This window comes from Pseudomonas sp. ASL8, from assembly GCF_056680355.1.
The window spans coordinates 2,495,217-2,519,160 of the sequence record NZ_CM155278.1 but is presented as its reverse complement, the minus strand read 5'-3'; the positions used below and the strand labels follow the sequence as shown (position 1 = coordinate 2,519,160).

24 protein-coding genes and 1 other RNA gene are annotated in these 23,944 nt (G+C 57.8%); 6 read left to right on the top strand and 19 right to left on the bottom strand.

Going from position 1 to position 23,944, the window contains the following annotated elements; translation table 11 throughout:
• Nucleotides 1-3: 3 nt before the first annotated feature.
• From mraY to rsmI, 9 genes are all read right to left on the bottom strand, one after another.
• Nucleotides 4-1,086, bottom strand: coding sequence for a phospho-N-acetylmuramoyl-pentapeptide-transferase (gene mraY / locus AC1MEA_RS11535; RefSeq protein ID WP_219062258.1), 1,083 nt, complete (start codon nucleotides 1,084-1,086; stop codon nucleotides 4-6).
• Nucleotides 1,086-2,453, bottom strand: a complete 1,368-nt coding sequence (locus tag AC1MEA_RS11530) for a UDP-N-acetylmuramoyl-tripeptide--D-alanyl-D-alanine ligase (RefSeq protein ID WP_480917865.1) — start codon at nucleotides 2,451-2,453, stop codon at nucleotides 1,086-1,088. Before AC1MEA_RS11530 ends, mraY begins: the two co-directional genes overlap by 1 nt.
• Nucleotides 2,446-3,909, bottom strand: coding sequence for a UDP-N-acetylmuramoyl-L-alanyl-D-glutamate--2,6-diaminopimelate ligase (locus tag AC1MEA_RS11525; protein WP_480917863.1), 1,464 nt, complete (start codon nucleotides 3,907-3,909; stop codon nucleotides 2,446-2,448). Before AC1MEA_RS11525 ends, AC1MEA_RS11530 begins: the two co-directional genes overlap by 8 nt.
• Nucleotides 3,909-5,645, bottom strand: coding sequence for a peptidoglycan D,D-transpeptidase FtsI family protein (locus AC1MEA_RS11520; protein WP_449635069.1), 1,737 nt, complete (start codon nucleotides 5,643-5,645; stop codon nucleotides 3,909-3,911). The genes AC1MEA_RS11525 and AC1MEA_RS11520 overlap by 1 nt, the downstream gene beginning before the upstream one ends.
• Nucleotides 5,645-5,938, bottom strand: a complete 294-nt coding sequence (ftsL, locus tag AC1MEA_RS11515; RefSeq protein ID WP_219062261.1) for a cell division protein FtsL — start codon at nucleotides 5,936-5,938, stop codon at nucleotides 5,645-5,647. The genes AC1MEA_RS11520 and ftsL overlap by 1 nt, the downstream gene beginning before the upstream one ends.
• On the bottom strand, nucleotides 5,935-6,876 hold the full coding sequence (rsmH, locus tag AC1MEA_RS11510; RefSeq protein WP_219062360.1) for a 16S rRNA (cytosine(1402)-N(4))-methyltransferase RsmH: 942 nt from the start codon (nucleotides 6,874-6,876) through the stop codon (nucleotides 5,935-5,937). Before rsmH ends, ftsL begins: the two co-directional genes overlap by 4 nt.
• Nucleotides 6,877-6,878: 2 nt before the next feature.
• Complete coding sequence (mraZ, locus tag AC1MEA_RS11505) at nucleotides 6,879-7,334, bottom strand: division/cell wall cluster transcriptional repressor MraZ (protein WP_219062262.1); 456 nt, start codon at nucleotides 7,332-7,334, stop codon at nucleotides 6,879-6,881.
• A 307-nt stretch (nucleotides 7,335-7,641) separates the two neighbouring features.
• An RNA gene (gene rnpB, locus AC1MEA_RS11500) (RNase P RNA component class A) lies at nucleotides 7,642-7,999 on the bottom strand.
• An 86-nt stretch (nucleotides 8,000-8,085) separates the two neighbouring features.
• On the bottom strand, nucleotides 8,086-8,958 hold the full coding sequence (gene rsmI / locus AC1MEA_RS11495) for a 16S rRNA (cytidine(1402)-2'-O)-methyltransferase (RefSeq protein WP_480917861.1): 873 nt from the start codon (nucleotides 8,956-8,958) through the stop codon (nucleotides 8,086-8,088).
• Between the two features lie 272 nt (nucleotides 8,959-9,230).
• Here rsmI and AC1MEA_RS11490 point away from each other — a divergent pair, with 272 nt between their 5' ends.
• The 4 genes from AC1MEA_RS11490 (at nucleotide 9,231) to AC1MEA_RS11475 (ending at nucleotide 12,723) form a co-directional block, all read left to right on the top strand.
• Complete coding sequence (locus AC1MEA_RS11490) at nucleotides 9,231-11,045, top strand: penicillin-binding protein activator (RefSeq protein ID WP_219062264.1); 1,815 nt, start codon at nucleotides 9,231-9,233, stop codon at nucleotides 11,043-11,045.
• Nucleotides 11,045-11,416 (top strand): YraN family protein, encoded by a 372-nt coding sequence (locus AC1MEA_RS11485; RefSeq protein WP_480917859.1) that lies wholly within the window; start codon nucleotides 11,045-11,047, stop codon nucleotides 11,414-11,416. The genes AC1MEA_RS11490 and AC1MEA_RS11485 overlap by 1 nt, the downstream gene beginning before the upstream one ends.
• Before the next feature lie 138 nt (nucleotides 11,417-11,554).
• Nucleotides 11,555-12,148 carry a phosphoheptose isomerase gene (locus tag AC1MEA_RS11480; protein WP_219062266.1) on the top strand — a complete coding sequence of 198 codons (594 nt, stop codon included), beginning with the start codon at nucleotides 11,555-11,557 and terminating at the stop codon, nucleotides 12,146-12,148.
• Nucleotides 12,145-12,723: a BON domain-containing protein gene (locus AC1MEA_RS11475; protein WP_219062267.1), complete on the top strand. Its 579-nt coding sequence runs from the start codon at nucleotides 12,145-12,147 to the stop codon at nucleotides 12,721-12,723. The genes AC1MEA_RS11480 and AC1MEA_RS11475 overlap by 4 nt, the downstream gene beginning before the upstream one ends.
• A 92-nt stretch (nucleotides 12,724-12,815) precedes the next feature.
• On the opposite strand, the gene AC1MEA_RS11470 is transcribed toward AC1MEA_RS11475, so the two are convergent.
• The 7 genes from AC1MEA_RS11470 to rplM all read right to left on the bottom strand — a co-directional run bounded on the left by AC1MEA_RS11470 (nucleotide 12,816) and on the right by rplM (nucleotide 17,771).
• Nucleotides 12,816-13,229: a ClpXP protease specificity-enhancing factor gene (locus AC1MEA_RS11470; RefSeq protein ID WP_480917857.1), complete on the bottom strand. Its 414-nt coding sequence runs from the start codon at nucleotides 13,227-13,229 to the stop codon at nucleotides 12,816-12,818.
• 17 nt (nucleotides 13,230-13,246) lie between these two features.
• Nucleotides 13,247-13,864: a glutathione S-transferase N-terminal domain-containing protein gene (locus AC1MEA_RS11465; RefSeq protein WP_219062269.1), complete on the bottom strand. Its 618-nt coding sequence runs from the start codon at nucleotides 13,862-13,864 to the stop codon at nucleotides 13,247-13,249.
• A 232-nt stretch (nucleotides 13,865-14,096) separates the two neighbouring features.
• A complete protein-coding gene (locus AC1MEA_RS11460) occupies nucleotides 14,097-14,876 on the bottom strand; it encodes a cytochrome c1 (RefSeq protein WP_449635037.1) in 780 nt (259 codons plus the stop codon).
• Nucleotides 14,876-16,087 (bottom strand): cytochrome b, encoded by a 1,212-nt coding sequence (locus AC1MEA_RS11455; RefSeq protein WP_219062271.1) that lies wholly within the window; start codon nucleotides 16,085-16,087, stop codon nucleotides 14,876-14,878. Before AC1MEA_RS11455 ends, AC1MEA_RS11460 begins: the two co-directional genes overlap by 1 nt.
• Nucleotides 16,087-16,680: a ubiquinol-cytochrome c reductase iron-sulfur subunit gene (gene petA / locus AC1MEA_RS11450; RefSeq protein WP_219062272.1), complete on the bottom strand. Its 594-nt coding sequence runs from the start codon at nucleotides 16,678-16,680 to the stop codon at nucleotides 16,087-16,089. The genes AC1MEA_RS11455 and petA overlap by 1 nt, the downstream gene beginning before the upstream one ends.
• A 255-nt stretch (nucleotides 16,681-16,935) precedes the next feature.
• Nucleotides 16,936-17,328, bottom strand: a complete 393-nt coding sequence (rpsI, locus tag AC1MEA_RS11445; protein WP_219062273.1) for a 30S ribosomal protein S9 — start codon at nucleotides 17,326-17,328, stop codon at nucleotides 16,936-16,938.
• Nucleotides 17,329-17,342: 14 nt separating this feature from the next.
• On the bottom strand, nucleotides 17,343-17,771 hold the full coding sequence (gene rplM, locus AC1MEA_RS11440) for a 50S ribosomal protein L13 (protein WP_219062274.1): 429 nt from the start codon (nucleotides 17,769-17,771) through the stop codon (nucleotides 17,343-17,345).
• Between the two features lie 249 nt (nucleotides 17,772-18,020).
• Here rplM and AC1MEA_RS11435 point away from each other — a divergent pair, with 249 nt between their 5' ends.
• Nucleotides 18,021-19,058 (top strand): NADP(H)-dependent aldo-keto reductase, encoded by a 1,038-nt coding sequence (locus AC1MEA_RS11435; RefSeq protein ID WP_219062275.1) that lies wholly within the window; start codon nucleotides 18,021-18,023, stop codon nucleotides 19,056-19,058.
• 17 nt (nucleotides 19,059-19,075) lie between these two features.
• On the opposite strand, the gene AC1MEA_RS11430 is transcribed toward AC1MEA_RS11435, so the two are convergent.
• On the bottom strand, nucleotides 19,076-20,212 hold the full coding sequence (locus AC1MEA_RS11430; RefSeq protein ID WP_480917853.1) for an acyl-CoA dehydrogenase family protein: 1,137 nt from the start codon (nucleotides 20,210-20,212) through the stop codon (nucleotides 19,076-19,078).
• A 219-nt stretch (nucleotides 20,213-20,431) separates the two neighbouring features.
• Here AC1MEA_RS11430 and AC1MEA_RS11425 point away from each other — a divergent pair, with 219 nt between their 5' ends.
• Complete coding sequence (locus tag AC1MEA_RS11425) at nucleotides 20,432-21,352, top strand: GlxA family transcriptional regulator (protein WP_219062361.1); 921 nt, start codon at nucleotides 20,432-20,434, stop codon at nucleotides 21,350-21,352.
• Between the two features lie 39 nt (nucleotides 21,353-21,391).
• Here AC1MEA_RS11425 and zapE read toward each other — a convergent pair whose 3' ends face one another.
• Together zapE and AC1MEA_RS11415 are read right to left on the bottom strand one after the other, a co-directional pair.
• Entirely contained in the window at nucleotides 21,392-22,486 is a 1,095-nt protein-coding gene (zapE, locus tag AC1MEA_RS11420; protein ID WP_219062277.1) for a cell division protein ZapE, read from the bottom strand.
• 67 nt (nucleotides 22,487-22,553) lie between these two features.
• Nucleotides 22,554-23,897 carry a tryptophan--tRNA ligase gene (locus AC1MEA_RS11415; protein ID WP_219062278.1) on the bottom strand — a complete coding sequence of 448 codons (1,344 nt, stop codon included), beginning with the start codon at nucleotides 23,895-23,897 and terminating at the stop codon, nucleotides 22,554-22,556.
• Between the last annotated feature and the right edge of the window lie 47 nt (nucleotides 23,898-23,944).

Below are 23,944 nucleotides of genomic sequence, written 5' to 3'. Positions count from 1 at the left end.
GTTCTACCTCAGTTTCAGGGTGGCAAGGCCGATCAGCACCAGAATCACGGTGATGATCCAGAAACGGACAATCACGCGCGGCTCGGGCCAGCCTTTGAGTTCAAAGTGGTGGTGAATCGGTGCCATGCGGAACACACGGCGACCGGTCAACTTGAAGGACGCGACCTGGATGACGACTGAAAGGGTTTCCATCACGAATACACCGCCCATGATGAACAGGACGATTTCCTGACGAACGATCACGGCAATGGTGCCCAGTGCGGCGCCGAGTGCCAAGGCACCGACGTCGCCCATGAAAACTTGCGCCGGGTACGTGTTGAACCAGAGAAAGCCCAGACCTGCGCCAATCAACGCGCCGCAGAACACAATCAGTTCACCCGCGCCCGGTACATAAGGGATCAGCAGGTATTCAGCGAATTTCACGTTACCCGACAGGTAGCAGAAGATACCCAGCGCACCGCCAACCATCACCGTCGGCAGGATCGCCAGACCGTCGAGACCATCCGTCAGGTTGACTGCGTTGCTCGATCCGACGATGACGAAATAGGTCAGCACCATGAAGCCGGCACCGAGCGGGATGCTGGCATCCTTGAGCATCGGCAGGATCAGGGTGGTTTCTACCGCGGACGGCGCAGTCGCATAAAGGAAAATCGCGGCGCCAAGGCCGAACACTGACTGCCAGAAGTATTTCCAGCGGCTAGGCAGCCCCTTGGAGTTCTTCTCGATCACTTTGCGGTAATCGTCGACCCAACCAATGCCACCGAACAGCAACGTGACGATCAACACGACCCAGACATAACGGTTGCTCAGATCAGCCCACAGCAGGGTGCTGACGGTAATCGCCGAGAGGATCAACGCGCCGCCCATGGTCGGTGTGCCCGACTTGGAGAGGTGAGACTGCGGACCGTCATTACGTACCGATTGGCCGATCTGGCGATTCTGCAGGGTGCGAATCATCCATGGACCCAGGCACAGCGAGAGCGACAACGCAGTGAGCACGCCGAGAATCCCGCGCAGAGTCAGGTATTGAAAGACCGCGAAGCCTTTGTAGAACTGTTGCAGATATTCCGCCAGCAGCAGCAGCATTAGTGTTTCTCCCGGCTAGAACCACACAAAGCCGCGACGATGTTTTCCATCGCAGCGCTGCGTGAACCCTTGATCAAAATAGTGGTATTAGTGTCCTGCTCGGCGCCAAGCGCCGCGATCAGGTCGGTCTGGTTGGTGAAGTGGCGAGCGTGCTGGCCAAAAGCGTTCACGGCATGGGTCATAAAAGGCCCCACCGCATATAACGCCGACACCTTGCCCGCAGCGTATGCGCCGACCTGACGATGGCCTTCTTCCGCCCACTCGCCCAACTCGCCAATATCCCCGAGCACCAGAACGGTGCGCCCAGAAAAGCCGGCGAGTATATCAACGGCAGCGCACATTGAGGTGGGGTTAGCGTTATACGTGTCGTCGATTACGCGAATACCATTAGTGGCCAATTGCGCAACCGCACGACCTTTGACTGGCTGTACCGCATTAACCCCTGCAACGATGCCTTCCAGCGAAACACCCAAGGCATGCGCCGCCGCAGCAGCAGCCAGGGCGTTGGTGACGTTGTGCGTGCCCAGCAGATTGAGCTGGACAGACGCCGCGCCGGACGGACCGTGCAATGTGAAACTCGGGCACCCGCGAACATCGCGGGTCAGATCACGCGAGTAGAAATCAGCAGCCTCGTCGCTCAAGGAAAAGCTCACGACCTGGCGTCCATCCGCCCGTGCTTGCCAGATGGCGAACGCCTTGTCATCACGATTGAGTACCGCGATACCGGTTGCGTCGAGGCCATCGATAATTTCACCCTTGGCCTGGACAATTTTTTCCGGGCCGCCGAACTCACCCACGTGGGCAGTTCCGGCATTGGTGATCAGTGCGACATGGGGTTTGGCCAGGCTGACGGTGTAGGCAATTTCGCCGACACGTGAAGCGCCCAGCTCGATCACTGCGGCCGTGTGTTCAGGCGCCAGCTCGAGCAGGGTCAGCGGAACCCCCAGGTCGTTGTTCAAATTACCGCGCGTGGCCAGTACCGGCCCGCGCGTGCGCAAGATGCTCGCGAGGATTTCCTTGACCGTGGTTTTACCGCTGGAGCCGGTGATCGCGGCAAGCGGCTTGTCGAACGCATTACGGTTCAGGGCACCGAGCTGCGCCAGCGCCTGACGGGTATCTTCGACCACCAGTTGCGGCAGAACGGAGCCTGCAACCTCACGCTCGACCAACGCACCGACCGCGCCTTTGCTCGCGACGTCATCAAGATAATCATGGCCGTCGAAACGTGGACCGGTCAGCGCTATAAACAGCTGGCCCGGAACAATCGCGCGGCTGTCGATGCTGACACCGGTAAAGCTGCAATCTGCATTGACCTGACGGCCAGCGAGTGGCCCGATCAGTTGACTGAACGTCAGCGGCTTAAGCATGTGCCACCCCCCATGCAGTCAACGCTTTGCCGGCTTCTTCCAGATCGGAGAACGCATGGCGCTCGCCCTCGATTTCCTGGTAGTCCTCATGACCCTTGCCTGCCAACACGATCACGTCCGCCGCGCTGGCACTGGCAATCAATTGGGCAATGGCCTGACCGCGACCGGCAACAAAGCTGACTTTATCGACGGCAACAAACCCTTGGCGGATGTCATCGAAAATCTGCGCAGGCACTTCTGTCCGTGGATTGTCATCGGTGACCACGACCGTATCCGCCAGCCGCTCAACCACTTCAGCCATCAACGGACGCTTGCCGCGATCTCGATCCCCGCCACAACCGAACAGGCACATCAGCCGGCCCTTGGCGTGCGGGCGCAGAGCTTCGAGGACTTTTTCAAGCGCGTCGGGGGTGTGTGCGTAATCGACCACGACCAACGGCTGGGTGCCGCCGCCCAGGCGCTGCATGCGACCGACCGGACCTTCCAGTTTCGGCAGCACGCTTAAAATTTCATCCAGCGCGTAGTCCAGGCCCATCAGCGCGCCGACCGCAGCCAGCACGTTGCTCAGATTGAAACGACCCAGCAGGCTACTTTGCAGATTGTGCTCGCCTTGCGCGGTGACCAGCATGGCGCGTACGCCATCGTCATCGAAGTGCGCATCACGGCAGTAAAGGTCTGCGCGGGGATCGTCAAGGCTGTAGCTGATCAGCCGCGATTCGTGTTTTTCTTTGACCAGTTGCCGACCGAAATCGTCATCCAGATTGATCACCCGGCAATGCAGATCTGGCCAGGCAAACAATTTCGCCTTGGCGGCTGCGTAGGCTTCCATCGTGCCGTGGTAGTCCAGATGATCACGGGACAGGTTGGTCAGCACCGCGACGTCGAACGCCAATGCAGTCGCACGTCCCTGATCCAGACCGTGGGAAGACACTTCCATCGCCACCGCACGCGCGCCGGCTTTCTTCAAATCGGCCAGCATCGCTTGCACGGCTATCGGATCAGGCGTGGTATGACGGCCGCTTTGCAGCGCGCCGTAAAACCCTGTGCCCAGGGTGCCAACAATCCCACAGTGTTGCCCAAGCTGATCCAGCGCTTGCGCGACCAACTGGGTGACACTGGTTTTACCGTTGGTGCCGGTGACGCCCACCAGATTCAGGCTGCGGCTCGGGTCACCATAAAAGCGCCCGGCGATGTCGGACAGTTGTGCCCCCAAGCCCTTGACCGGAATCAACGGCGCATCAGTGATGGGCAAAACTGTTGCGCCTTCAACTTCGTAAGCAACTGCCGCAGCGCCCCGCTTGAGCGCATCGGCGATATGCGCACGACCATCGAGTTTGCCGCCCGGCACCGCCAGAAACAGATCGCCAGCCCGCACATTACGGCTGTCGAGAGTCAACTCGCGGATCAACAGATCGCGCTCGGCGTGGGCAAAAATCTTGTTCAGGCTAACAGGCATTAACCACGCCCTCCTTTAACAACAGGCGCAGCATTGACTTGTTCCTGCGTGGGAATAGGGGCCAGGTTATCCGGGGTAACGTTCATCAGTCGCAACGTGCCGGACATGACCTTGCTAAATACTGGCGCCGACACCAGACCACCGTAGTAGCCCGCTTTGCCGGGTTCGTCGATGACCACGACTACCGCGTACCGCGGGTTGCTCATCGGACCAAAGCCTGCGAACAAAGAGCGATAGGAGTTTTCGGCGTAACCCTTGGTGCCCACCGCTGTTTTACGTGCGGTACCGCTTTTGCCGGCCACATGGTAGGACGGCACCCGGGCGCGGAACACACCACGCGGGTCTTCGATCACTTGCTGCAACATGCCTTGTACGGTTTTTGCGGTGGCCTCCGGAATCGCCTGGGTAGCCTCCGGTGGCGTATCGGTTTTCAGGATGGTCAGCGGCACGATACGGCCATTGTTGGCCAGCGCGGAATAGGCATGCACCAGTTGCAACGCGGTGACCGACAGACCGTAGCCGTAGGACAAGGTCGCGGTTTCTGCTTTGCGCCACTCACGGTAGTTGGGCAAATTGCCAACGCGCTCGCCCGGGAAACCCAGGCCAGTGTATTGGCCCAGCCCGACTCGCTGCATCGCACGGAAAATCGCTTCGCCGCCGACGTCGAAGGCCACCTTGCTCATACCGACGTTACTGGAGTTGATCAGGATCCCGGTCAAATCGAGGATCGGGCCCTCGGTCTTGGTAACGTCACGAATGGTGTATTTGCCGATCTGCAGTGTGCCTGGGTAAACCTCGACTTTGTCGGTAGGTTTCCAGCGGCCACTGTCCAGAGCGGCGGTCATGGAGATCGGCTTCATGGTCGAGCCGGGCTCGAACACGTCGATAATGGCGCGGTTACGCATCGCCGCCGGCACCATGGTGCGACGGTTGTTGGGGTTGTAGGTCGGCGAGTTGACCATGGCCAATACTTCGCCAGTCTTCACGTCCATGATCACCAGGCTGCCAGCTTTGGCGTCGTTTTCCTGAATGGCGTTGCGCAACTCGCGGGTGGCCAGATATTGCAGGCGCAGATCAATAGACAAAGCCAAGGTCTTCCCGGCCTTGGCGTTTTTTGTAACCTGGACATCCTTGATAAGTCGTCCGCGCCGATCCTTGATGACCTGTCGCTTGCCCGGTACACCGGCCAGCCAGTCGTCATACGCCAGTTCGACCCCTTCACGACCGTGGTCGTCCAGGTCGGTGAAGCCGACCATGTGCGCAGTGACATCGCCCGCCGGGTAGAAACGCCGGAACTCTTCGATGCCATAGACGCCTGGGACTTTCAGGTCGAGCACGACTTGACCTTGCTCCGGCGTCAGGCCGCGAACCAGGTAGATGAATTCTTTACCGGCCTGAGCATCCAGGCGGTCGCCGAGCAGTTTTGCGTCCTGGCCCAGAGCGGCGGCAAGCGCAGGCCATTTTTCTTTGGCCAGTTGCATTTCTTTCGGGTTGGCCCACAGCGTCGTCACGGGCGTACTGACCGCCAACGGCTCGCCGTTGCGGTCGGTGATCAAGCCACGGTGAGCCGGGATAGGGATGTGCCGTACGCTGCGAGCATCGCCCTGACCTTTCAGGAAGTCATGGTCAATCACCTGCAGATCGATGATGCGCCAGCAGATCGCGCCCACCATGATCCCAAGCAGCCCCACCACCACGCGAAAGCGCCAGGGATAGAGGGCGCCCTCGAGCTTCATCATGGCGCCACCATCCGCACTTCAGCAGCGCTGGGGATACGCATTTTCAGCTGTTCGCTGGCCAGCGTTTCAATCCGGCTGTGGGCGGTCCAGGTGCTTTGCTCGAGAATCAGGCGCCCCCACTCTGCCTGCGCTTTGTCGCGCACGCTCAGCTCGGAGTACAGGGAGTTAAGTAACTGCCGGTTCCAGTGTGCGCTGTAAGCCACGCCGATCGCCGAAACGAGCACGGCAACGAACAGCAGCAACATAATGAAACTGCCGCCAGGCAGAGGCTTGAGAAAAAGCCGGCTCACCGGAGCTTCTCCGCCACACGCATGACAGCGCTACGCGAACGTGGATTGGCTTTGGTTTCAGTCTCGGAGGCGAATTGCGCCTTGCCCAGGATTTTGATTTTTGGATCAAACGCCTGAAAACGAATCGGCAGGTCGCGGGGCATTTTGTCGGCTTCGCCTTTGGCGAGCTTGCGCATGAACAGTTTGACGATGCGATCTTCCAGCGAGTGGAAGCTGATCACAACCAGACGGCCACCGATTTCCAGCGCTTCGAGTGCAGCCTCAAGCCCGGCTTCAAGATCGCCCAGCTCGTTGTTGACGTGAATACGCAATCCCTGGAACGCGCGGGTCGCTGGATTCTTGCCTTTTTCCCACGCAGGGTTGGCAACCTTGAGCACTTCAGCCAGATCGCCCGTGCGCTCGAAACGCTGGGTCTCACGACGCTGAACCACGGCATTTGCCATGCGCTTGGCAAAGCGTTCTTCGCCGTATTCCTTGAACACACGGGCGATTTCTTCTGCTGATGCAGTGGCGATAAAATCGGCAGCGCTGATGCCACGACTCGGGTCCATGCGCATGTCCAGCGGACCGTCGTTCATGAAGCTGAAACCGCGCTCAGGGTCGTCCAGCTGCGGAGAGGACACGCCAAGGTCGAGCAAAACGCCGCTGACCTTGCCCGCAAGACCGCGACTTTCGAGTTCAGAACCCAGCTCGGCAAAGCTGCGCTGCACAATGACAAAGCGGCCGTCTTCGGCCGCCAGCGCTTGCCCGGTGGCAATTGCCTGGGGGTCTTTATCGAATCCCAGCAAGCGACCGCCGGGACCCAGGTGCTGCAATATCAAACGGCTGTGTCCGCCACGCCCAAACGTGCCATCCAGGTAGCAGCCATCGGCACGCACCGCGAGAGCCTCTACAGCTTCATCAAGCAGTACGGTGATGTGGGTAAAGCCGCTATTCATAGTCACAAGATCAAATCACGCAGTTCATCAGGCATAGCGCCCGGTTGTTGAATGGCCGCCAGATCCGCTTCAGCAAGAGCGTTCCAGGCGTCCTCGTCCCACAGTTGAAACTTATTAAGCTGGCCAACTAACATCACGCGCTTATCCAACTTGGCATAATCGCGAAGGCGCGGCGGGACCAGAAAACGGCCGCTACCATCAAGCTCTAAATCAACCGCATTCCCGATCAATAACCGTTGCAAGCGACGGTTCTCTTCACGAAATGTCGGCAAATCACGCAATTTGGCTTCAATCAATTCCCATTCGGACAATGGGTACAAACATAAGCAGGGGCTGGCAGCATCAATTGTCACGATCAACTGCCCGGCGCTAAGCGAATCCAGCTCGTCGCGGTACCGGCTCGGCATAGCGAGACGGCCCTTTGCATCGAGATTGATTGCATTAGCACCACGAAACACAACCGCGATCTCCGAATATTAACTTTTTACGGCGAAAAAACCCACTTCATGCCACTTCTCGCCACTTGTGCACACTATAGGAATGCGCCCACCACACCGTCAAGGCGCGGTCCTAAGGAAAACCCTTACAGATCGGAGATTTAGGAGGGGAAAAACAGGTGAAGGAACAATTTCTCAATTGTTTTGACGAATAAACCTGAATTGACTCAAAGCACTGTGGCTCGAAGTTAAAGTGATTTATCAAGAGTAAGATTTTTTTGATATTACAAAAGCGCTTCTGCTACGAAAAAGCAGAGAGGGGGAAAAGGTGGAGAGTCGATCTGTAAGCCGGGTTCTGTCGAGGACAGTCATTCCTCTACGACGGCCATCACTGGACGCCTTTAGCAACCTACCCGGTTCCAGCGCGGGCCACGCCTTGGAACCCTATTTGGTCTTGCTCCGAGTGGGGTTTACCTTGCCACGAACTGTTGCCAGACGTGCGGTGCGCTCTTACCGCACCTTTTCACCCTTACCGGCACCGAAGTGCTTAGGCGGTTATTTTCTGTGGCACTTTCCGTAGGCTCGCGCCTCCCAGGCGTTACCTGGCACTCTGCCCTATGGAGCCCGGACTTTCCTCCCCCCCCTATTGCGGAACAATAGAAGGCAGCGACTGTCCAATCGACTCTCCGCCGCCAAGGTTAGCGGCACGGAGGCTCAAGAACAAGCTTTAATAAGTCCCGCGCATTTTGACGGTCAGGCCAAGAAGGATCTTTTATGCATCTTTTTGTTTTTCCAGCGCTACCTGATAAAGCAAATTCTTGCGCACCCCGGTGATCTCCGCCGCCAAGGCCGCCGCGCGTTTGAGAGGCATCTCCTCCAGCAGCAAATCCAGGATACGCCGAGCTTCGGTACCGATGACGTCCTCATCTTCGGGCAAGGTCCAGCCTGCCACCAGCACCACGCATTCACCGCGCTGCTGATTACTGTCACCTTCGACGAACGCACGAAGCTCCGCCAAGGGCAGACCTTTGAGGGTTTCGAAGGTTTTAGTCAGCTCGCGCGCCAACAACGCCGGACGCTCAGGGCCGAACACCAGTTCCAGGTCTTGCAGGCACTCAAGGATGCGGTGTGGCGCCTCATAGAAGATCAAGGTGCGCGGCTCTTCTTTCAGCAGTTCAAGTCGCGCCCGCCGCCCTACCGCTTTGGCTGGCAAGAAGCCTTCGAAAATAAACCGGTCCGAGGGCAAGCCGGCCGCTGACAAGGCCGCGATCAGCGCACAGGCACCCGGCACTGGAACCACCGCGATGCCAGCGGCACGCGCCTGTCGCACCAGGTGATAACCGGGATCAGAGATAAGCGGCGTCCCTGCATCAGAGATCAGTGCGACGTCATCGCCCGCGAGCAGCCGTGTAATGAATCGACTCCCCTCCTCACGCTCGTTGTGCTCGTGACAGGCAGCCAAGGGCGTGGAAATACCGAAATGCTGCATCAGCCGTAACGAGTGGCGAGTATCTTCAGCGGCAATCAGCGCAACCTCTCGCAACACTTTTAATGCGCGCACGCTCATATCATCCAGGTTACCGATAGGCGTGGCCACGACATAAAGCGAGCCAGCAGCGGAATTCAAAGCACCTGGAGCAGTCAAAGCGCACACCTCTTGTGTTGGTGAAAAAAACGCATTGTACAGATTACGGCATGAACCAATGGGTAGCCGGCCAAGGTCAGCACTTAAAAAAGAATGAAAAAAGCGTTTGCTTTCGTTGCAACAGAGGATGAACAGCATGAAAAAAGGCTGGATTCATCCTTATTTCCCGGCCCAACGACCAATATGACCGCTTTAACGCCACTAACATCGCGCCCCGGCCAGTGCTTGGGTACAATTCCCCGCTAATTTGCTCGAGTATCAGGAACACTTACATGATCGCTTGCCTGCGGCTGTTCTCTGCCCTCTTTCTTGCTGCCCTGTTGGCAGCTTGCGCCAGCTCGCCCTCGTCAAGTCTTGGCGAGCTTCCACGCACTCCGGACGCCAGCATCGAGCAATTGCTCGAACAAGCCGCTGCCGCCAAGTCGCCCGATAAAGCTGCACTGCTGAGACTCAGTGCAGCCGATCAGGCCAATCGGCAAAATGACCCAGGTCGCGCCGCGCGGATTCTCGAGCAGGTGCCTCTTGATCAGCTCAAGCCTGCGCAACAGGTGTATGCCAGCACGCTATCCGCTGAACTGGCGCTGGGCCGCAACCAGCCCAAGGCCGCGCTGACAGCCCTGAGCCACCCTAGCCTGCAACGACTGGGTGAGCTGCCGGTCGAGCAGCAGATACGCACCGGGCTGGTCCAGGCACGCGCCCTGGAAGCTGACGGGCAGATCATGCCTGCTGCCAGCGAGCGAGTATTTATTGCGCCATTGCTCAAGGGCGCTCAAGCCAGCGCTAACCATGAAGCAATCTGGGCACTGGTTGCCGGCTTGCCCGCCGAGCAACTGCAAAGCACCAGCAACAATGACCTGAGTGGCTGGCTGAGCCTGGCCCGCGCAGTCAAAGGCGGCGGCACCCTGGAGCAACAACAGGCGGCCATCGATGCCTGGAAAGCGCAAAACCCACAGCACCCGGCCGCCCTGCAACTGCCAGCCCCACTGGCCCAACTCAAGGCGCTGACCAGCGAACCACTGACCAAAATCGCCCTGCTGCTGCCGCAAGACGGCCCGCTCGCGTCTGTTGCCCGCGCATTGCGTGAAGGCTTTATGGCGGCGCACTACCAGGCGCAGCAAGCAGGCCAAAAGCCGCCAGCCATCGAAGTGTTCGACAGCTCGCACCTGACCTCTCTCGATGACTTCTACCGCCAGGCCAAAGCATCAGGCGTGCAGTTGGTCATCGGTCCGCTGGAAAAGCCGCTGGTCAAACAACTGAGCAGCCGCCCGCAATTGCCTATCACCACACTGGCGCTGAACTACAGCGACGCAGGCCGGGACGGACCACCGCAGCTGTTCCAGTTCGGCCTTGCCGCTGAAGACGAAGCCCGCGAAGTCGCACGTCGCGCCTGGGCCGATGGCAAGCGCAGTGCCGCAGCCATGGTCCCTAAAGGCGAATGGGGCGACCGCGTCCTGGATGCCTTCCGCCAGAGCTGGCAAGCGGCCGGCGGCACGTTTATCGTTGCTGAACATGTCGACCAGCCTGTCGCCCTGGCCCAGCAAATCGCTGACATGTTCCAGCTCCGGAACAGCGAAGCTCGCGCCAAGAGCCTGCAAAGCACCGTCGGCACGCAAGTAGCGGCACAACCGACACGTCGCCAGGACATCGACTTCATCTTCCTCGCGGTAACGCCTCAGCAAGCGCAGCAGATCAAGCCCACGCTGGTGTTCCAGTACGCAGGCGATGTTCCGGTGTACGCGACTTCACACCTGTTCACCAACAGCGGCGACCAGGCGCAGTATCTGGACCTGGAAGGCATTCGCTTCTGTGAAACGCCGTGGCTGCTCAACACCAACGATCCACTGCGCCAGCAAGTGACCGTGCAATGGCCACAAGCGGCAGGCAGCCTTGGCCGACTGTACGCCATGGGGATCGACGCTTATCGTCTGGCACCGCGCCTGGCACAGCTCAAAACCCTGCCAGACAGCCGCATCGACGGCCTGACCGGCAGCCTGAGCATGGGTTCGGGTCAACGTGTCGAGCGTCAATTGCCATGGGCCCAGTTTGTCGGCGGCAAGGTTCAGCATCTGCCGGACACTCCGCGTTAATGCCGAGCACCCCTCGGCAACAAGCAGGGCGCGAGGCTGAAGCCTACGCCCTGCAACATTTGCAACAACAGGGCCTGCGCCTGATTACGCAGAACTGGTTATGTAAACGAGGCGAGCTCGATCTGGTCATGCTCGACGGCGATACAGTAGTATTCGTCGAGGTTCGCTATCGACGTCACGCAGGCTGGGGCGGAGCGCTGGAAAGCGTCGATGTCCGCAAGCGTGGAAAGCTCATACTCGCCGCACAGTTTTTTCTCCAAAAAGAGTCGCGCTGGGCAGATTCCCCATGCCGTTTCGATGTGGTGGCCATTAATGGCGACCCCGGCAGCGCACCTCCGCTGGACTGGGTGAAGAACGCATTTGATAGCTGATTCAAAGCGCCCGACTGACCCTTTGGACGGCGCGTTTCAAGCCCTGACGTATAGAAAGCCCACACACCGATTTCGCTCTTTGCTTTGCAGGCTGCACTTTCTTGTGCCTGGAGCAGCCGCCCTACTTAAGGTCACCCGATGGACATGCAATCCCGAGTTCGCCAGCTTTTCCAGGCCAGCATCGATACCAAGCAGCAGGCGATGGAAGTGCTTGCCCCCTACATTGAGCAAGCCAGCCAGGTCATGGTGAATGCCCTGCTCAACGAGGGCAAAATGCTTTCCTGTGGCAATGGCGGCTCGGCCGGTGACGCACAGCACTTCTCCTCGGAGCTGCTCAATCGCTTCGAGCGTGAGCGCCCAAGCCTGCCCGCGATTGCGCTGACCACCGACAGCTCGACCATCACCTCCATCGCCAACGACTACAGCTATAACGAAATCTTCTCCAAACAGATCCGCGCACTGGGTCAACCGGGCGATGTCCTGCTGGCGATTTCCACCAGCGGCAACTCGGCGAACATTATTCAAGCCATCCAGGCCGCACATGATCGCGAAATGATTGTCGTAGCATTGACGGGGCGCGACGGTGGCGACATGGCCTCGTTGCTACTGCCCGAGGACGTGGAGATACGTGTCCCGGCCAAAGTCACCGCACGGATTCAAGAAGTCCATCTGCTGACGATCCATTGCCTATGCGATTTGATCGACAGCCAACTGTTCGGGAGTGAAGAATGACCCCTAATCGCCTTAGCCTACTGGCTTTGACACTGTGCCTCAGCATCAGCGGATGCAGCTCGGTCCTGACCGCAACCCGCGACAAGCCCATTGAGGATGATCGTGGTACCCGGACTTTCGGTAGCAAGATCGATGACTCCCTGATCGAAACCAAGGTCGCGGTCAACGTTGCCAAGGCCAACCCCGATCTCGACGAAGGCTCGCATATCGTCGTGAGCAGCTTTAACGGCATCGTATTGCTCGCGGGCCAGACACCACGCGCCGACCTGAAAGCCCTCGCAGAGCAAGCCGCCAGCTCCGTGCAGCGCGTCAAGAAGGTCAACAACGAACTTCAAGTCATCGCACCCTCCTCGCTGCTGGCGCGCAACAATGACGCCTGGCTGACCACCAAGATCAAGACGCAAATGCTGACTGACAACACCATTCCAGGCTCGCGCATCAAAGTCGTGACTGAAAATGGCATCGTCTACCTGCTGGGTCTGGTGACTCAACAGGAAGCCACCCGCGCAACCAACCTGGTGCAGGGCGTGTCGGGCGTACAGAAAATCGTCAAGCTGTTTGAGTACATTGATTAACAGCAGCACGCCGGTTTTGTCTCGATGGCAAAACCGCGAATCAAAAAAGGCGATCCCTGGGGATCGCCTTTTTTTTGACTCTTTGCTTCAGGTTACTTGACCACTTTCAGACTGGGCCTGCCGGTAGGTCGCGGTGGTTCGCTACCCGGTGGCGGACTGTCATCATCGGGTTCGATCACGCCATCCTCTTCCAGAGGAGGCTCCAGATCGAAAACCATACCTTGGCCATTCTCACGAGCATAAATGCCCAGGATCGCGGCTATAGGGACGTACAACGTATGTGGCACGCCACCGAAGCGGCCTTCGAAGCTGACGGCGTCGTTATCCATGTGCAGATGACGCACAGCACTGGGCGACACATTCAAAACAATCTGACCGTCATTGGCAAAGCCCTGAGGGACCTGTACCGACGGGTACTCCGCATTGACCAGCATGTGCGGGGTGCAATCGTTATCGACAATCCACTCATACAAACCGCGAATCAAATAAGGGCGACTGGAGTTCATCAACGGCTCCTTAAGCCTTAGCGCATATCGCGTTCAGCACCGGACAGACTTGTCTGGAAAGCTTCACGCGCAAATTGGCGCTCCATGTAATCAAGCAGCGGCTTGGCTGGCCGCGGCAATTCTATACCCAGGATCGGGAGACGCCAGAGTATGGGCAATAGACAACAGTCGACCAGACTTTGATCTTCACTGAGGAAAAAAGGTTTATCAGCGAACAGCGGAGAAACGCCGGTAAGGCTTTCACGCAGCTCTTTACGCGCCTGAACACGAGCAGGCTCTTTGCTGCGCGAATCCAGAATCAAATCCACCAGACCACACCAATCACGCTGAATGCGATGAATCAGCAGACGGCTATTGGCACGCGCGACCGGATAGACCGGCAGCAGAGGTGGATGCGGGTAACGTTCATCCAGATATTCCATTATCACTGTCGACTCGTACAGCGCCAGGTCACGATCGACCAGTGTTGGCACGCTGCCGTACGGGTTCACCTCGATCAGCTTTGGCGGATGACGACCCGCCACTACATCAATGATCTCAGCGCTGACACCTTTCTCTGCGAGCACAATGCGCACGCGGTGGGAATAGTGGTCGGCGGGGTCGGAGTAACAGGCCAACCGATTGGTCACGCCCATGGCGGTCCTCCTCGCTTGTTAAAGTTTTCAGAAGCAGAAAAACGAGCGCGCCCAAAGGGCGCCTCCGATATCGACCGCGCAGAAACAGGTGGCCGTTGAAAGCAGCCCGGCGGCTCATCCATCAAACATGAATGACCCAACCTGACCACCTTCGCCCTACCTGCCCCACGCTCGTTATCTTTAAAGAGACGCCCTAGGGCGCGCATCGTTAACAGCAGGGATTACAACTTGATCAATGGACATCTTTCCAGTATTCGCGCTTCAGCAGGTAAGCGAATACGAAGAAGAACGCCAGGTAGAGCAATACATACGTACCGATGCGCTGATGTTCCAGCTTCACCGGGTTTGCCGAGTAGGCCAGGAAGGTCACGAGATTCTTGACCTTCTCATCGAACTGCTCTTCGTTCAGCGCACCGGTTTTCGGCAACACGGTCAGTTGATCGCACGCTTCATGAGTCAGCGGAGTACCGGTCAACGGATCATATTGCTTCTTGCCGCCCTCAACCACTTGCACTTGCTTGCAACCGATCACCTGACGACCTTGCAGGCCGACCAGAACGTTTGGCATGCCGACGTTCGGGAAAATCGTGTTGTTCACGCCCCAAGGACGCGTCGGATCTTCGTAGAACGAACGCAGGTAGCTGTAGAGCCAGTCAGTACCACGAACACGGGCCACCAGGGTCAGATCGGGCGGTGCCGCGCCGAACCAGGCTTTCGCGTCAGAAGGCTGCATGCCGATACTCATGTGGTCGCCAATTTTGGCGCCGGTGAATATCAGTTTTTCCTGCATCAGATCGTGAGAGATGCCCAAATCGTCCGCAACGCGTTCATAGCGCTGGAACTTGGCACTGTGACAGCCCATGCAGTAGTTGGCGAAGGTACGCGCCCCATCCTGCATCGCGGCCTTGTCAGACACGTCGATATCGACCTTCTCCAGCTCAGGACCCTCTGCGTTTGCAAAGGACAAGGTAGGCAGAAGCGCAAACATCAATACAGCAAATAGCTTTTTCATCAGCCAGTCACCCTTTCTGGAACCGGTTTGGTCTTCTCGAGCCGGGTATAGAACGGCATCAGAATGAAGTAGGCGAAGTACAGGAATGTACAGACCTGCGACAAGATCGTGCGCTCAGGGGTTGGCGGCAGAACGCCCAACACACCCAGAATCACGAAGGCCACGCAGAACACTACCAACCAGCCCTTGCTCAGCCAGCCTTTGTAGCGCATGGACTTGACCGGACTACGGTCGAGCCATGGCAACACGAACAGCACGGCAATCGCAGCACCCATGGCGATAACGCCCATGAGCTTGTCCGGAATCGCACGCAGGATCGCGTAGAACGGCGTGAAGTACCAAACAGGAGCAATGTGCAATGGAGTCTTGAAGGCGTTCGCCACTTCGAAGTTAGGCTTCTCGAGGAAGTAGCCACCCATCTCAGGGAAGAAGAACACGATCGAGCAGAAGATGAACAGGAACACCACCACGCCGACGATATCTTTCACGGTGTAGTACGGGTGGAAGGCAATGCCGTCCAGCGGTATACCGTTTTCGTCTTTGTGCTTCTTGATGTCGACGCCATCAGGGTTGTTCGAACCGACTTCATGCAGCGCCAGAACGTGCAACACCACCAGACCCAGAATGACGATCGGCAACGCGACCACATGGAGGGCAAAGAAGCGGTTCAGGGTAATCCCGGAAATCAGGTAGTCACCACGAATCCACTGCGTCAGGTCGCCGCCAATCACCGGGATCGCACCGAACAGCGAGATGATCACCTGGGCGCCCCAGTAGGACATCTGACCCCAAGGCAGCAGATAACCCATGAAGGCTTCAGCCATCAGCGCCAGGTAGATCAGCATCCCGAAGACCCATACCAACTCGCGCGGCTTCTGGTAGGAACCGTAGAGCAAGCCACGGAACATATGCAGATAAACCACGATAAAGAAGGCGGAGGCCCCGGTGGAGTGGAGCAGGCGCAGGATCGAGCCGTATTCCACGTCACGCATGATGTATTCGACAGAAGCAAACGCCTCTTCAGCCGACGGCGTGTAACTCATGGTCAGCCAGACACCCGTAACGATCTGATTGACCAGCACCAGCAAAGCCAGCGAGCCGAAGAAGTAGAAGAAGTTGAAGTTTTTTGGTGCGTAATATTTGCTGAGATGGTCTTCCCACATTTTTGTGGCGGGAAAGCGCGCATCAACCCAGTCCATGAACTTGCTCATCACGCTTTCTCCGGATCGACGCCAATGACAATAACATTGTCCGACTCATAGGAATGCGGCGGCACTGGCAAATTCAAAGGGGCTGGTTGCGATTTGTAGACGCGGCCTGCCAGATCGTAGTGAGAGCCGTGGCATGGACAGAAGTATCCGCCCACCCAGTCTTTACCCAGATCAACGGGTGCGACTTCAGGACGAAACGTCGGCGAACAGCCTAAGTGGGTGCAAATTCCGACCAACAGAAGAATCTCTGGCTTGATCGAACGTGTCTCTGGGTCGACGTAGGTCGGTTGTATTGAGTTCTTGGAGTTCGGATCGGAGAGTTGCCCTTCGATCTTCTTCAGGTTTCCCAATATTTCCTCGGTACGACGAACGATGAACACCGGCTGACCTCGCCACTCAGCAATCATCTGCTGACCTGCTTCGATCTTGCTGACATTCACCTTTACCGGTGCACCTGCGGCTTTCGCCTTGGCACTGGGAAACCATGACCCCACGAACGGGACCGCAGCCCCCACCGCTCCTGCAGCACCCACGACGGACGTGGCTGCTACGAGGAAGCGACGCCGGCCTGCATTCACGCCGTCATTGCTCATTCCGTTCCTCTCCCATCAGCTCTGTGACCTGTTAAACCAGGCATCTACTAAGTAAAAATCTGAACTGTGTAAAAATTTTGCCGAATGGTAATGAAAAGCCCCTTAGTTGACAAGGTAATTACCATCCTGAAACGGCTTGAAGCCTTATAACACGCGGCGCCCGTTGATGTGGCAAGTTGTCACACCTAAAATGAACGCCCATAAAAAACGCCCAGCTCCGAAAGGAAACTGGGCGCTTTTGAACGAAGCAGCGAATTAACGCTTCGAGTACTGCGGACGCTTACGCGCTTTACGCAGGCCAACTTTCTTACGTTCAACTTCACGAGCATCGCGAGTTACGAAGCCTGCTTTGCGCAGAGCGCCGCGCAGGGTTTCGTCGTACTGCATCAGAGCGCGAGTGATACCGTGGCGGATTGCGCCAGCTTGACCACTTACACCGCCACCGATAACGGTGACGTAGATGTCGAACTTCTCGGTCATCTCGGTCAGTTCCAACGGCTGACGAACTACCATACGGGCAGTTTCGCGACCGAAGAACCCGTCGAGGGTACGGTTGTTGATGGAGATGTTACCGGTACCTGGACGCAGGAAAACGCGAGCGGTTGCGGTCTTGCGACGGCCAGTGCCGTAATTTTGAGTCGCCGACATAATGAACTATTCCGTTAAAACTTCAGTTCTTGGGGCTGCTGAGCAGTATGAGGGTGTGCAGTGCCCGCATAGACTTTCAGCTTACGATACATGTCGCGACCCAGCGGGTTTTTAGGCAGCATGCCTTTAACCGCGGTCTCGATCACGCGCTCAGGAGCTTTGGCGATCAGCTTTTCAAAGTTGATCGACTTGATCCCGCCCGGAAAACCGGAGTGTGAGTAGTAGATCTTGTCGGTGGCTTTAGCACCGGTAACGCGGATTTGCTCAGCGTTGATAACGACGATGTAATCGCCAGTATCGACGTGCGGAGTGTATTCCGGTTTGTGCTTGCCACGCAGACGGCTCGCGATCTCGGTCGCCAGACGACCCAGAGTCTGACCAGCAGCGTCGACGACGAACCAGTCGCGCTGAACTGTTTCCGGTTTAGCAGTAAAAGTCTTCATTCTTTAATAGCCTCAGGGGCCGCCCTGATAAATTAGACGGCGGATCTTACTGAATAGTGCGTACTTTGACAAGGTCAAAGGCAGCCGGAAACAGACGCTGTCGGGGGCTCGGGTCGGCGCGTCCGTAATACGGCAAGATTCTTCGGCAGACGGCGCATCACTTCCACTGCAAAGAGCTGCGGAATTATGCAGATTGCGAAAAAAATTTCAACCTGCTTTTATGATTCCCCTCAATTAAAGGAGAAAAATATGGATTACCGCCGACTCGGCCGAACCGACCTGAACGTCAGCGCCCTGTGCCTGGGCACCATGACCTGGGGCGAGCAGAACAGCGAGCCAGAGGCCTTTGAGCAGATCGAGAGAGCCAAGGCTGCCGGGATCAACTTCATTGATACGGCGGAAATGTACCCCGTACCGCCCAAAGCCGACACCTACGCTACCACTGAGCGGTTCATCGGTAATTATTTCAAAACCCGAGGCGATCGCGCCGACTGGATTCTGGCCAGCAAGATCGCCGGGCCTGGCAACACCATTGATTACATCCGTGACGGCAGCCTCAAACACAATCGCGAGCACATCGTTGCCGCCGTGGATGCCAGCCTCAAGCGCCTGCAGACTGACTACATCGACCTGTACCAGCTGCACTGGCCCGAGCGCAGCACCAACTTCTTTGGCCAGCTGGGCTACACGCACAAGGAAGGCGAGTTCACGCCGCTGGAAGACACCCTCGAAGCACTCGACGCGCAGGTCAAGGCTGGCAAAATCCGCCACATAGGCCTGTCCAACGAAACGCCGTGGGGCACGATGAAGTTTCTGGAATTAGCGCAAAGCCGCGGCTGGCCGCGTGCAGTGTCGATCCAGAACCCTTACAACCTGCTCAATCGGACGTTCGAGATCGGCCTTGCAGAAGTCGCCATTCGTGAGCAATGCGGCCTGCTGGCTTACTCACCGCTGGCGTTCGGCGTGCTGTCAGGAAAGTACGAAAACGGCGCACGGCCACCCAAAGGCCGCCTGAGTCTTTACAGCCGCTTCAGCCGCTACTTCAACCCGCAATCGGAAGCCGCCTGCAGCCGTTACGTCGCGTTGGCGCGAGAGCACGGCCTGGACCCGGCGCAAATGGCCCTGGCTTTCGTCACTCGCCAGCCGTTCGTCACCAGCAACATCATCGGTGCGACCACCCTCGAACAACTGGACAGCAACATCGCCAGTTTCGAGCTGAATCTTTCCGACGAAGTGCTGGCGGGCATCGAAGCGATTCACAAGGATCACCCAAACCCGGCGCCGTAGTACGGCGCCAACCTGCGTTACAACGCCCGGGCGATGATCTCTTTCATGATTTCGTTGGTCCCGGCGTAAATTCGCTGTACCCGAGCATCTGCCCAGGCCCGGGCAATCGGGTATTCCCACATGAAGCCGTAGCCGCCATGCAGTTGCACGCACTCGTCGAGCACCTTGCATTGCAGGTCCGTGCACCAATATTTCGCCATCGCGGCCGTCGGCACGTCCAGCTTGCCTTGCAAATGAAGCTCCAGGCAACGATCAACGAATACGCGGCCGATCTGCACTTCGGTCGCGATTTCAGCGAGTTTGAAGCGGGTGTTCTGGAACTCGGCAATCGCCTTGCCGAACGCTTTACGCTCACGGGTGTACGCCAACGTCCACGCCAACGCCGCCTCAGCCGATGCCAAGGCCCCTATGGCGACGGTGAGGCGCTCCTGCGGCAATTCCTGCATCAAGTACGCGAACCCCATGCCGGCCTGCCCCAGGAGGTTCTCCTTGGGCACACGCACGTCCTGGAAAAACAGTTCAGACGTGTCTTGCGCCTTCATCCCGACCTTTTCCAGACGCTTACCCTTGGCGAAGCCCGGTGTATCGGCTTCAACCAGGAACAAACTGGTGCCTTTGGCGCCCGCCTTGGGGTCGGTTTTCGCTACCACAATGACCAAATCGGCCAGAAATCCGTTGGTGATAAACGTTTTCGAGCCGTTGATCACATACTCGTCACCGTCCAGCACGGCGGTTGTTTTCACCCCCTGCAGGTCCGAGCCTGCGCCCGGCTCGGTCATCGCGATCGCGGTCACCATCTCGCCCGACACCAGTTTAGGCAGGTACTTGAGCTTCAACGCTTCGCTGCCGTAATGCAGGATGTACGGCGCAACGATGTCCGAATGCAGAGAAAAACCAATGCCGGTCAAACCCAACCGACCGACCTCCTCGATCACCACGGCGCTGTAAAGGAAGTCAGCCGCCATGCCGCCATATTCCTCGGGCAGGTGCGAGCACAGCATCCCCTGCTCCCCCGCCTTGTTCCAGAGCGCACGGTCGATGTAGCCCTGTTTTTCCCATTGAGCATGAAAAGGCACGGCCTCCTGTTCGAGAAATTTACGCACGCTGCTACGGAAAAGTTCGTGCTCGGAGCTGAACAGGGTTCTAGGGATCATGCGGCACCTGCGAAAGTGGGTAAGCCCGGATTGGCATGCAGAGCCTAAGCCGATGACCTGCGCGAGGACACTGGACACATCCGCCAAAAAATAAGACGATCCAGCCGTTGTTTGACCACTTTCCCATATAAGAACAAAAGAATTATGTCTACCCAACACTCCGCGCCCCTGCGGCGCGTCAGCATCCTGGCCATTGAAGGGGTGTTCGCTTCAACCCTGATGCAAGCCAAAGATTTTTTCCATCTCGCCAGCCTGCGCTACGGCAAACAGCTGGGCCAGGGCCTCAAGACGACCTTCGAAACCCGCATCGTCAGCCCGGACGGGCTCCCGGTGCGCAGCTTCAGCGATGTGATCCTGCCCGTGGATGGCGGCCTGGAACAGAGCGACGTGATCATCCTGCCCGCGTTCTGGGATGACTTCGATGCACTGTGCCTGCGCTACCCCCAGGTTTTGCCATGGCTGCGCGAGCAACACGCCAAGGGCGCCGTGCTGTGCGGCGAAGCCAGCGGCGTTTTCTGGCTGGCGCAGGCAGGCCTGCTCGATGGCAAGGAGGCGACCACTTATTGGCGATTCTTCAGCGAGTTTGGCGAACGCTTCCCCGCAGTACTCCTCAATCAGGAAAAGCACCTGACCGATGCGGACAATGTGTATTGCGCGGGCGGCACGACGTCAGCCTGTGACCTGTACATCTACCTGATCGAGCGCTTCTGCGGGGCAAATGTCGCGCAAGCCGTAGCCCGCGACATTCTTTACGAGGTGCAGCGCAATTATTCGCCGGGACGAATGGGTTTCGGCGGGCAAAAACTGCATCAGGACGTGATCATTTTGCAGATACAGCAATGGCTCGAAGAGCATTTTGCTGACAAGTTTCGCTTCGAAGATGTCGCCCGCGAACACAGCATGAGCATCCGCAATTTCATGCGCCGCTTCCAGACCGCCACGGGAGACAAGCCCCTGCATTACCTGCAACGGCTGCGCATCGAAACCGCCAAGGGCCTGCTTTCCGGCACCCGCAAAAGCATCAAGACCATCAGCTACGAAGTCGGCTACGACGATGCCAGCTTCTTTGCCCGGCTCTTTCGCCAGCACACCGAACTGTCACCGAATCAGTATCGACAACAGTTTCTGCAAGCAGCTTGAGTTGAATGGGCACACCCTACGAAGGCTGTGCATCCAGCCCTACGGCTTGTGTGCCCGCGACAGGAACTCGTGGGACTGCATTTCCAGCAGACGGCTGAGCGTGCGCTGGAACTCGAAGTTCAGGCGCCCACCGGTGTACAGGTCTTTTAGCTCGACCTCGGCGGAAATGATCAGCTTGACGTTGCGGTCGTAGAACTCGTCGACCATGTTGATAAAGCGTCGGGCGATATCGTCAGTGGTCACACTCATCTGCTCGACGCCGCTGATCAACACGGCGTGGAAGATTTTTCCGAGTTCAATGTAGTCGTTCTGGCTGCGCGGACCGTCGCACAGCTCACGAAAATCGAACCAGGCCACGTCATCGCACGTCAGCAGCGCGCGAATCTCACGATTCTCGATCATCAGCACGTCGTCTTTGGTCGCCTGAGCGCAGTCCGGGGTCAGCGCACGGAAACTCTTGCGCAGGCTCTCCTCGGCGGCAGCATCGAGCGGAAAATGGAAAAGCTCGGCTTGCTCCAGATGGCGCAGACGATAATCCACGCCGCTGTCGACGTTAACGATTTCGGTGTGCTGCTTGATCAGGGCGATGGCAGGCAAGAAGCGCGCGCGCTGCAGACCGTCCTTGTACAGACCGTCAGGCACGATGTTCGACGTAGCGACCAGGGTTACGCCATTTTTGAACAATTCTTCCATCAAGGTGCCGAGAATCATCGCGTCGGTGATGTCCGAAACGAAAAATTCATCGAAACAGATCACCCGCGCCTCATCGGAAAAACGCTTGGCGATCAGGACCAGCGGGTTCTTCTCGCCGCTGAGAGTCCGCATCTCTTCGTGCACACGCTTCATGAAACGGTGGAAGTGAGTGCGCACCTTTGCCTTGAACGGCAAGGCTTCGAAGAAGGTATCGACCAGGTACGTCTTGCCCCGGCCAACGCCACCCCAGAAGTACACGCCCTTGACGGGCACCTGTTCTTTCTTGCCGAACAGTTTGCCGAACATCCCTGGCTTGTTCTGCTGCGCGGCGACCAGATCGTCGTACAGGCGCTGCAAATGACGCACAGCGTTTTCCTGCGCGGCATCATGGAAGAAGTCAGGGTTTTTCAGATCAGCTTGATATCGTTCTAGGGGAGTCATATTCGTTAGCAAGGCAACAAAAACGGGCCGCCACTGTAGCGACGACCCTTGAAAATGGCAATCAGACCTATTGCGGTGTCAGTGCCGTTTTCAGGTTTTCGATGGCCGCGTCACGCGCAACGCTGTCGGAAAACAGCGGACTGTCTGCCACACAAGCACCCTCCAGCCATACGCTAAAACGGTCATCCTCACTGCGCAGGTCCAGTTCGCCGCCTTGCTGCAACTGCTTGCTGACGGCACCCGCCGTCTTGCCGTCGGCAAAATTGCGCGACAGCAGCAATTGCTCGCCATCGGCAGCCAGCAACCGGAAACGGAAACTGCCGTCGTCTTCACGGAAGCTGACGAAACGCGCGCCCTTCACTGCTTTTTTCTTACCGCTGTCCGCGCTTTGGACGACGCTACGGAAAGAACGCAGGCCGACGGCCTCACGCAACTCACCGAGAAACGGCGTTGCAACGCTGCGTGCTTTTTCCGCACCGGCCAGAAGAATGTCTTCCAGATCGGCCGGACGTTCCATAAACCCGTGGTAGCGCTCACGCGCCTCGCTCAGCTCGCCCTCAAGCAGCTGGAACAAGCGCTGCTTGGCCTCGCCCCAACCCAGGCCCTGCAACAGCTCAGAACGGAACTCAGCGCCTTGCTCGGGCGTTGCGAAGGCCTGATAGAGCGTAAACAGGTGCGAATTATCAGGATCCTTGGCTTCACCCGGCGCACGTGAGTCAGTAACGATGCGCGAAATCGCCTCTTTCATGTCCTTGGGGCTACTGAACAACGGGATGGTGTTGTCGTAGCTTTTGGACATTTTGCGCCCGTCCAGACCCGGCAGCGTGGCGACGCTCTCCTCGATCAAGGCTTCGGGCATGACAAAGAATTCCTTGCCCTTGCCGAACAGATGGTTAAAACGCTGACCGATGTCGCGGGCCATTTCGACGTGCTGAATCTGGTCACGACCGACCGGCACTTTATGCGCGTTGAACATCAGGATGTCGGCGGCCATCAGCACCGGGTAGCTGTACAAGCCCATGGTGATGCCTGCGTCCGGGTCTTCGCCGGCTTCGACGTTTTTATCCACCGAGGCCTTGTAGGCATGCGCACGATTGAGCAAGCCCTTGGCCGCGACGCAGGTCAGCAGCCAGGTCAGCTCAGGGATTTCCGGGATATCCGACTGGCGATAAAAAGTGACCCGATTCACGTCCAGGCCAGCAGCCAGCCAGGTTGCGGCGATTTCCAGACGCGAGCGCTGAATGCGCAGCGGGTCATCGCATTTGATCAGCGCGTGGTAGTCGGCCAGGAAATAGAACGAATCGGCACCGCTCTGGCGGCTGGCGACGATGGCCGGACGGATGGCGCCGGCGTAGTTGCCAAGGTGTGGCGTGCCGGAGGTGGTAATACCGGTCAGGATACGAGTGGTCATGGCTAGTCGCTTATAGGGTTAGGCGCCTATGGAGTCAGGCGCTTGTG

Excerpts from the sequence above, each read along its gene's own strand:
- mraY (WP_219062258.1), bottom strand. The coding sequence starts at position 1,086 with ATGCTGCTGCTGCTGGCGGAATATCTGCAACAGTTCTACAAAGGCTTC.
- AC1MEA_RS11530 (WP_480917865.1), bottom strand. The coding sequence starts at position 2,453 with ATGCTTAAGCCGCTGACGTTCAGTCAACTGATCGGGCCACTCGCTGGC.
- AC1MEA_RS11525 (WP_480917863.1), bottom strand. The coding sequence starts at position 3,909 with ATGCCTGTTAGCCTGAACAAGATTTTTGCCCACGCCGAGCGCGATCTG.
- AC1MEA_RS11520 (WP_449635069.1), bottom strand. The coding sequence starts at position 5,645 with ATGAAGCTCGAGGGCGCCCTCTATCCCTGGCGCTTTCGCGTGGTGGTG.
- rsmH (WP_219062360.1), bottom strand. The coding sequence starts at position 6,876 with ATGAATAGCGGCTTTACCCACATCACCGTACTGCTTGATGAAGCTGTA.
- AC1MEA_RS11490 (WP_219062264.1), top strand. The coding sequence starts at position 9,231 with ATGATCGCTTGCCTGCGGCTGTTCTCTGCCCTCTTTCTTGCTGCCCTG.
- AC1MEA_RS11485 (WP_480917859.1), top strand. The coding sequence starts at position 11,045 with ATGCCGAGCACCCCTCGGCAACAAGCAGGGCGCGAGGCTGAAGCCTAC.
- AC1MEA_RS11480 (WP_219062266.1), top strand. The coding sequence starts at position 11,555 with ATGGACATGCAATCCCGAGTTCGCCAGCTTTTCCAGGCCAGCATCGAT.
- AC1MEA_RS11475 (WP_219062267.1), top strand. The coding sequence starts at position 12,145 with ATGACCCCTAATCGCCTTAGCCTACTGGCTTTGACACTGTGCCTCAGC.
- AC1MEA_RS11470 (WP_480917857.1), bottom strand. The coding sequence starts at position 13,229 with ATGAACTCCAGTCGCCCTTATTTGATTCGCGGTTTGTATGAGTGGATT.
- AC1MEA_RS11465 (WP_219062269.1), bottom strand. The coding sequence starts at position 13,864 with ATGGGCGTGACCAATCGGTTGGCCTGTTACTCCGACCCCGCCGACCAC.
- AC1MEA_RS11460 (WP_449635037.1), bottom strand. The coding sequence starts at position 14,876 with ATGAAAAAGCTATTTGCTGTATTGATGTTTGCGCTTCTGCCTACCTTG.
- AC1MEA_RS11455 (WP_219062271.1), bottom strand. The coding sequence starts at position 16,087 with ATGAGCAAGTTCATGGACTGGGTTGATGCGCGCTTTCCCGCCACAAAA.
- petA (WP_219062272.1), bottom strand. The coding sequence starts at position 16,680 with ATGAGCAATGACGGCGTGAATGCAGGCCGGCGTCGCTTCCTCGTAGCA.
- rpsI (WP_219062273.1), bottom strand. The coding sequence starts at position 17,328 with ATGTCGGCGACTCAAAATTACGGCACTGGCCGTCGCAAGACCGCAACC.
- rplM (WP_219062274.1), bottom strand. The coding sequence starts at position 17,771 with ATGAAGACTTTTACTGCTAAACCGGAAACAGTTCAGCGCGACTGGTTC.
- AC1MEA_RS11435 (WP_219062275.1), top strand. The coding sequence starts at position 18,021 with ATGGATTACCGCCGACTCGGCCGAACCGACCTGAACGTCAGCGCCCTG.
- AC1MEA_RS11430 (WP_480917853.1), bottom strand. The coding sequence starts at position 20,212 with ATGATCCCTAGAACCCTGTTCAGCTCCGAGCACGAACTTTTCCGTAGC.
- AC1MEA_RS11425 (WP_219062361.1), top strand. The coding sequence starts at position 20,432 with ATGCAAGCCAAAGATTTTTTCCATCTCGCCAGCCTGCGCTACGGCAAA.
- zapE (WP_219062277.1), bottom strand. The coding sequence starts at position 22,486 with ATGACTCCCCTAGAACGATATCAAGCTGATCTGAAAAACCCTGACTTC.
- AC1MEA_RS11415 (WP_219062278.1), bottom strand. The coding sequence starts at position 23,897 with ATGACCACTCGTATCCTGACCGGTATTACCACCTCCGGCACGCCACAC.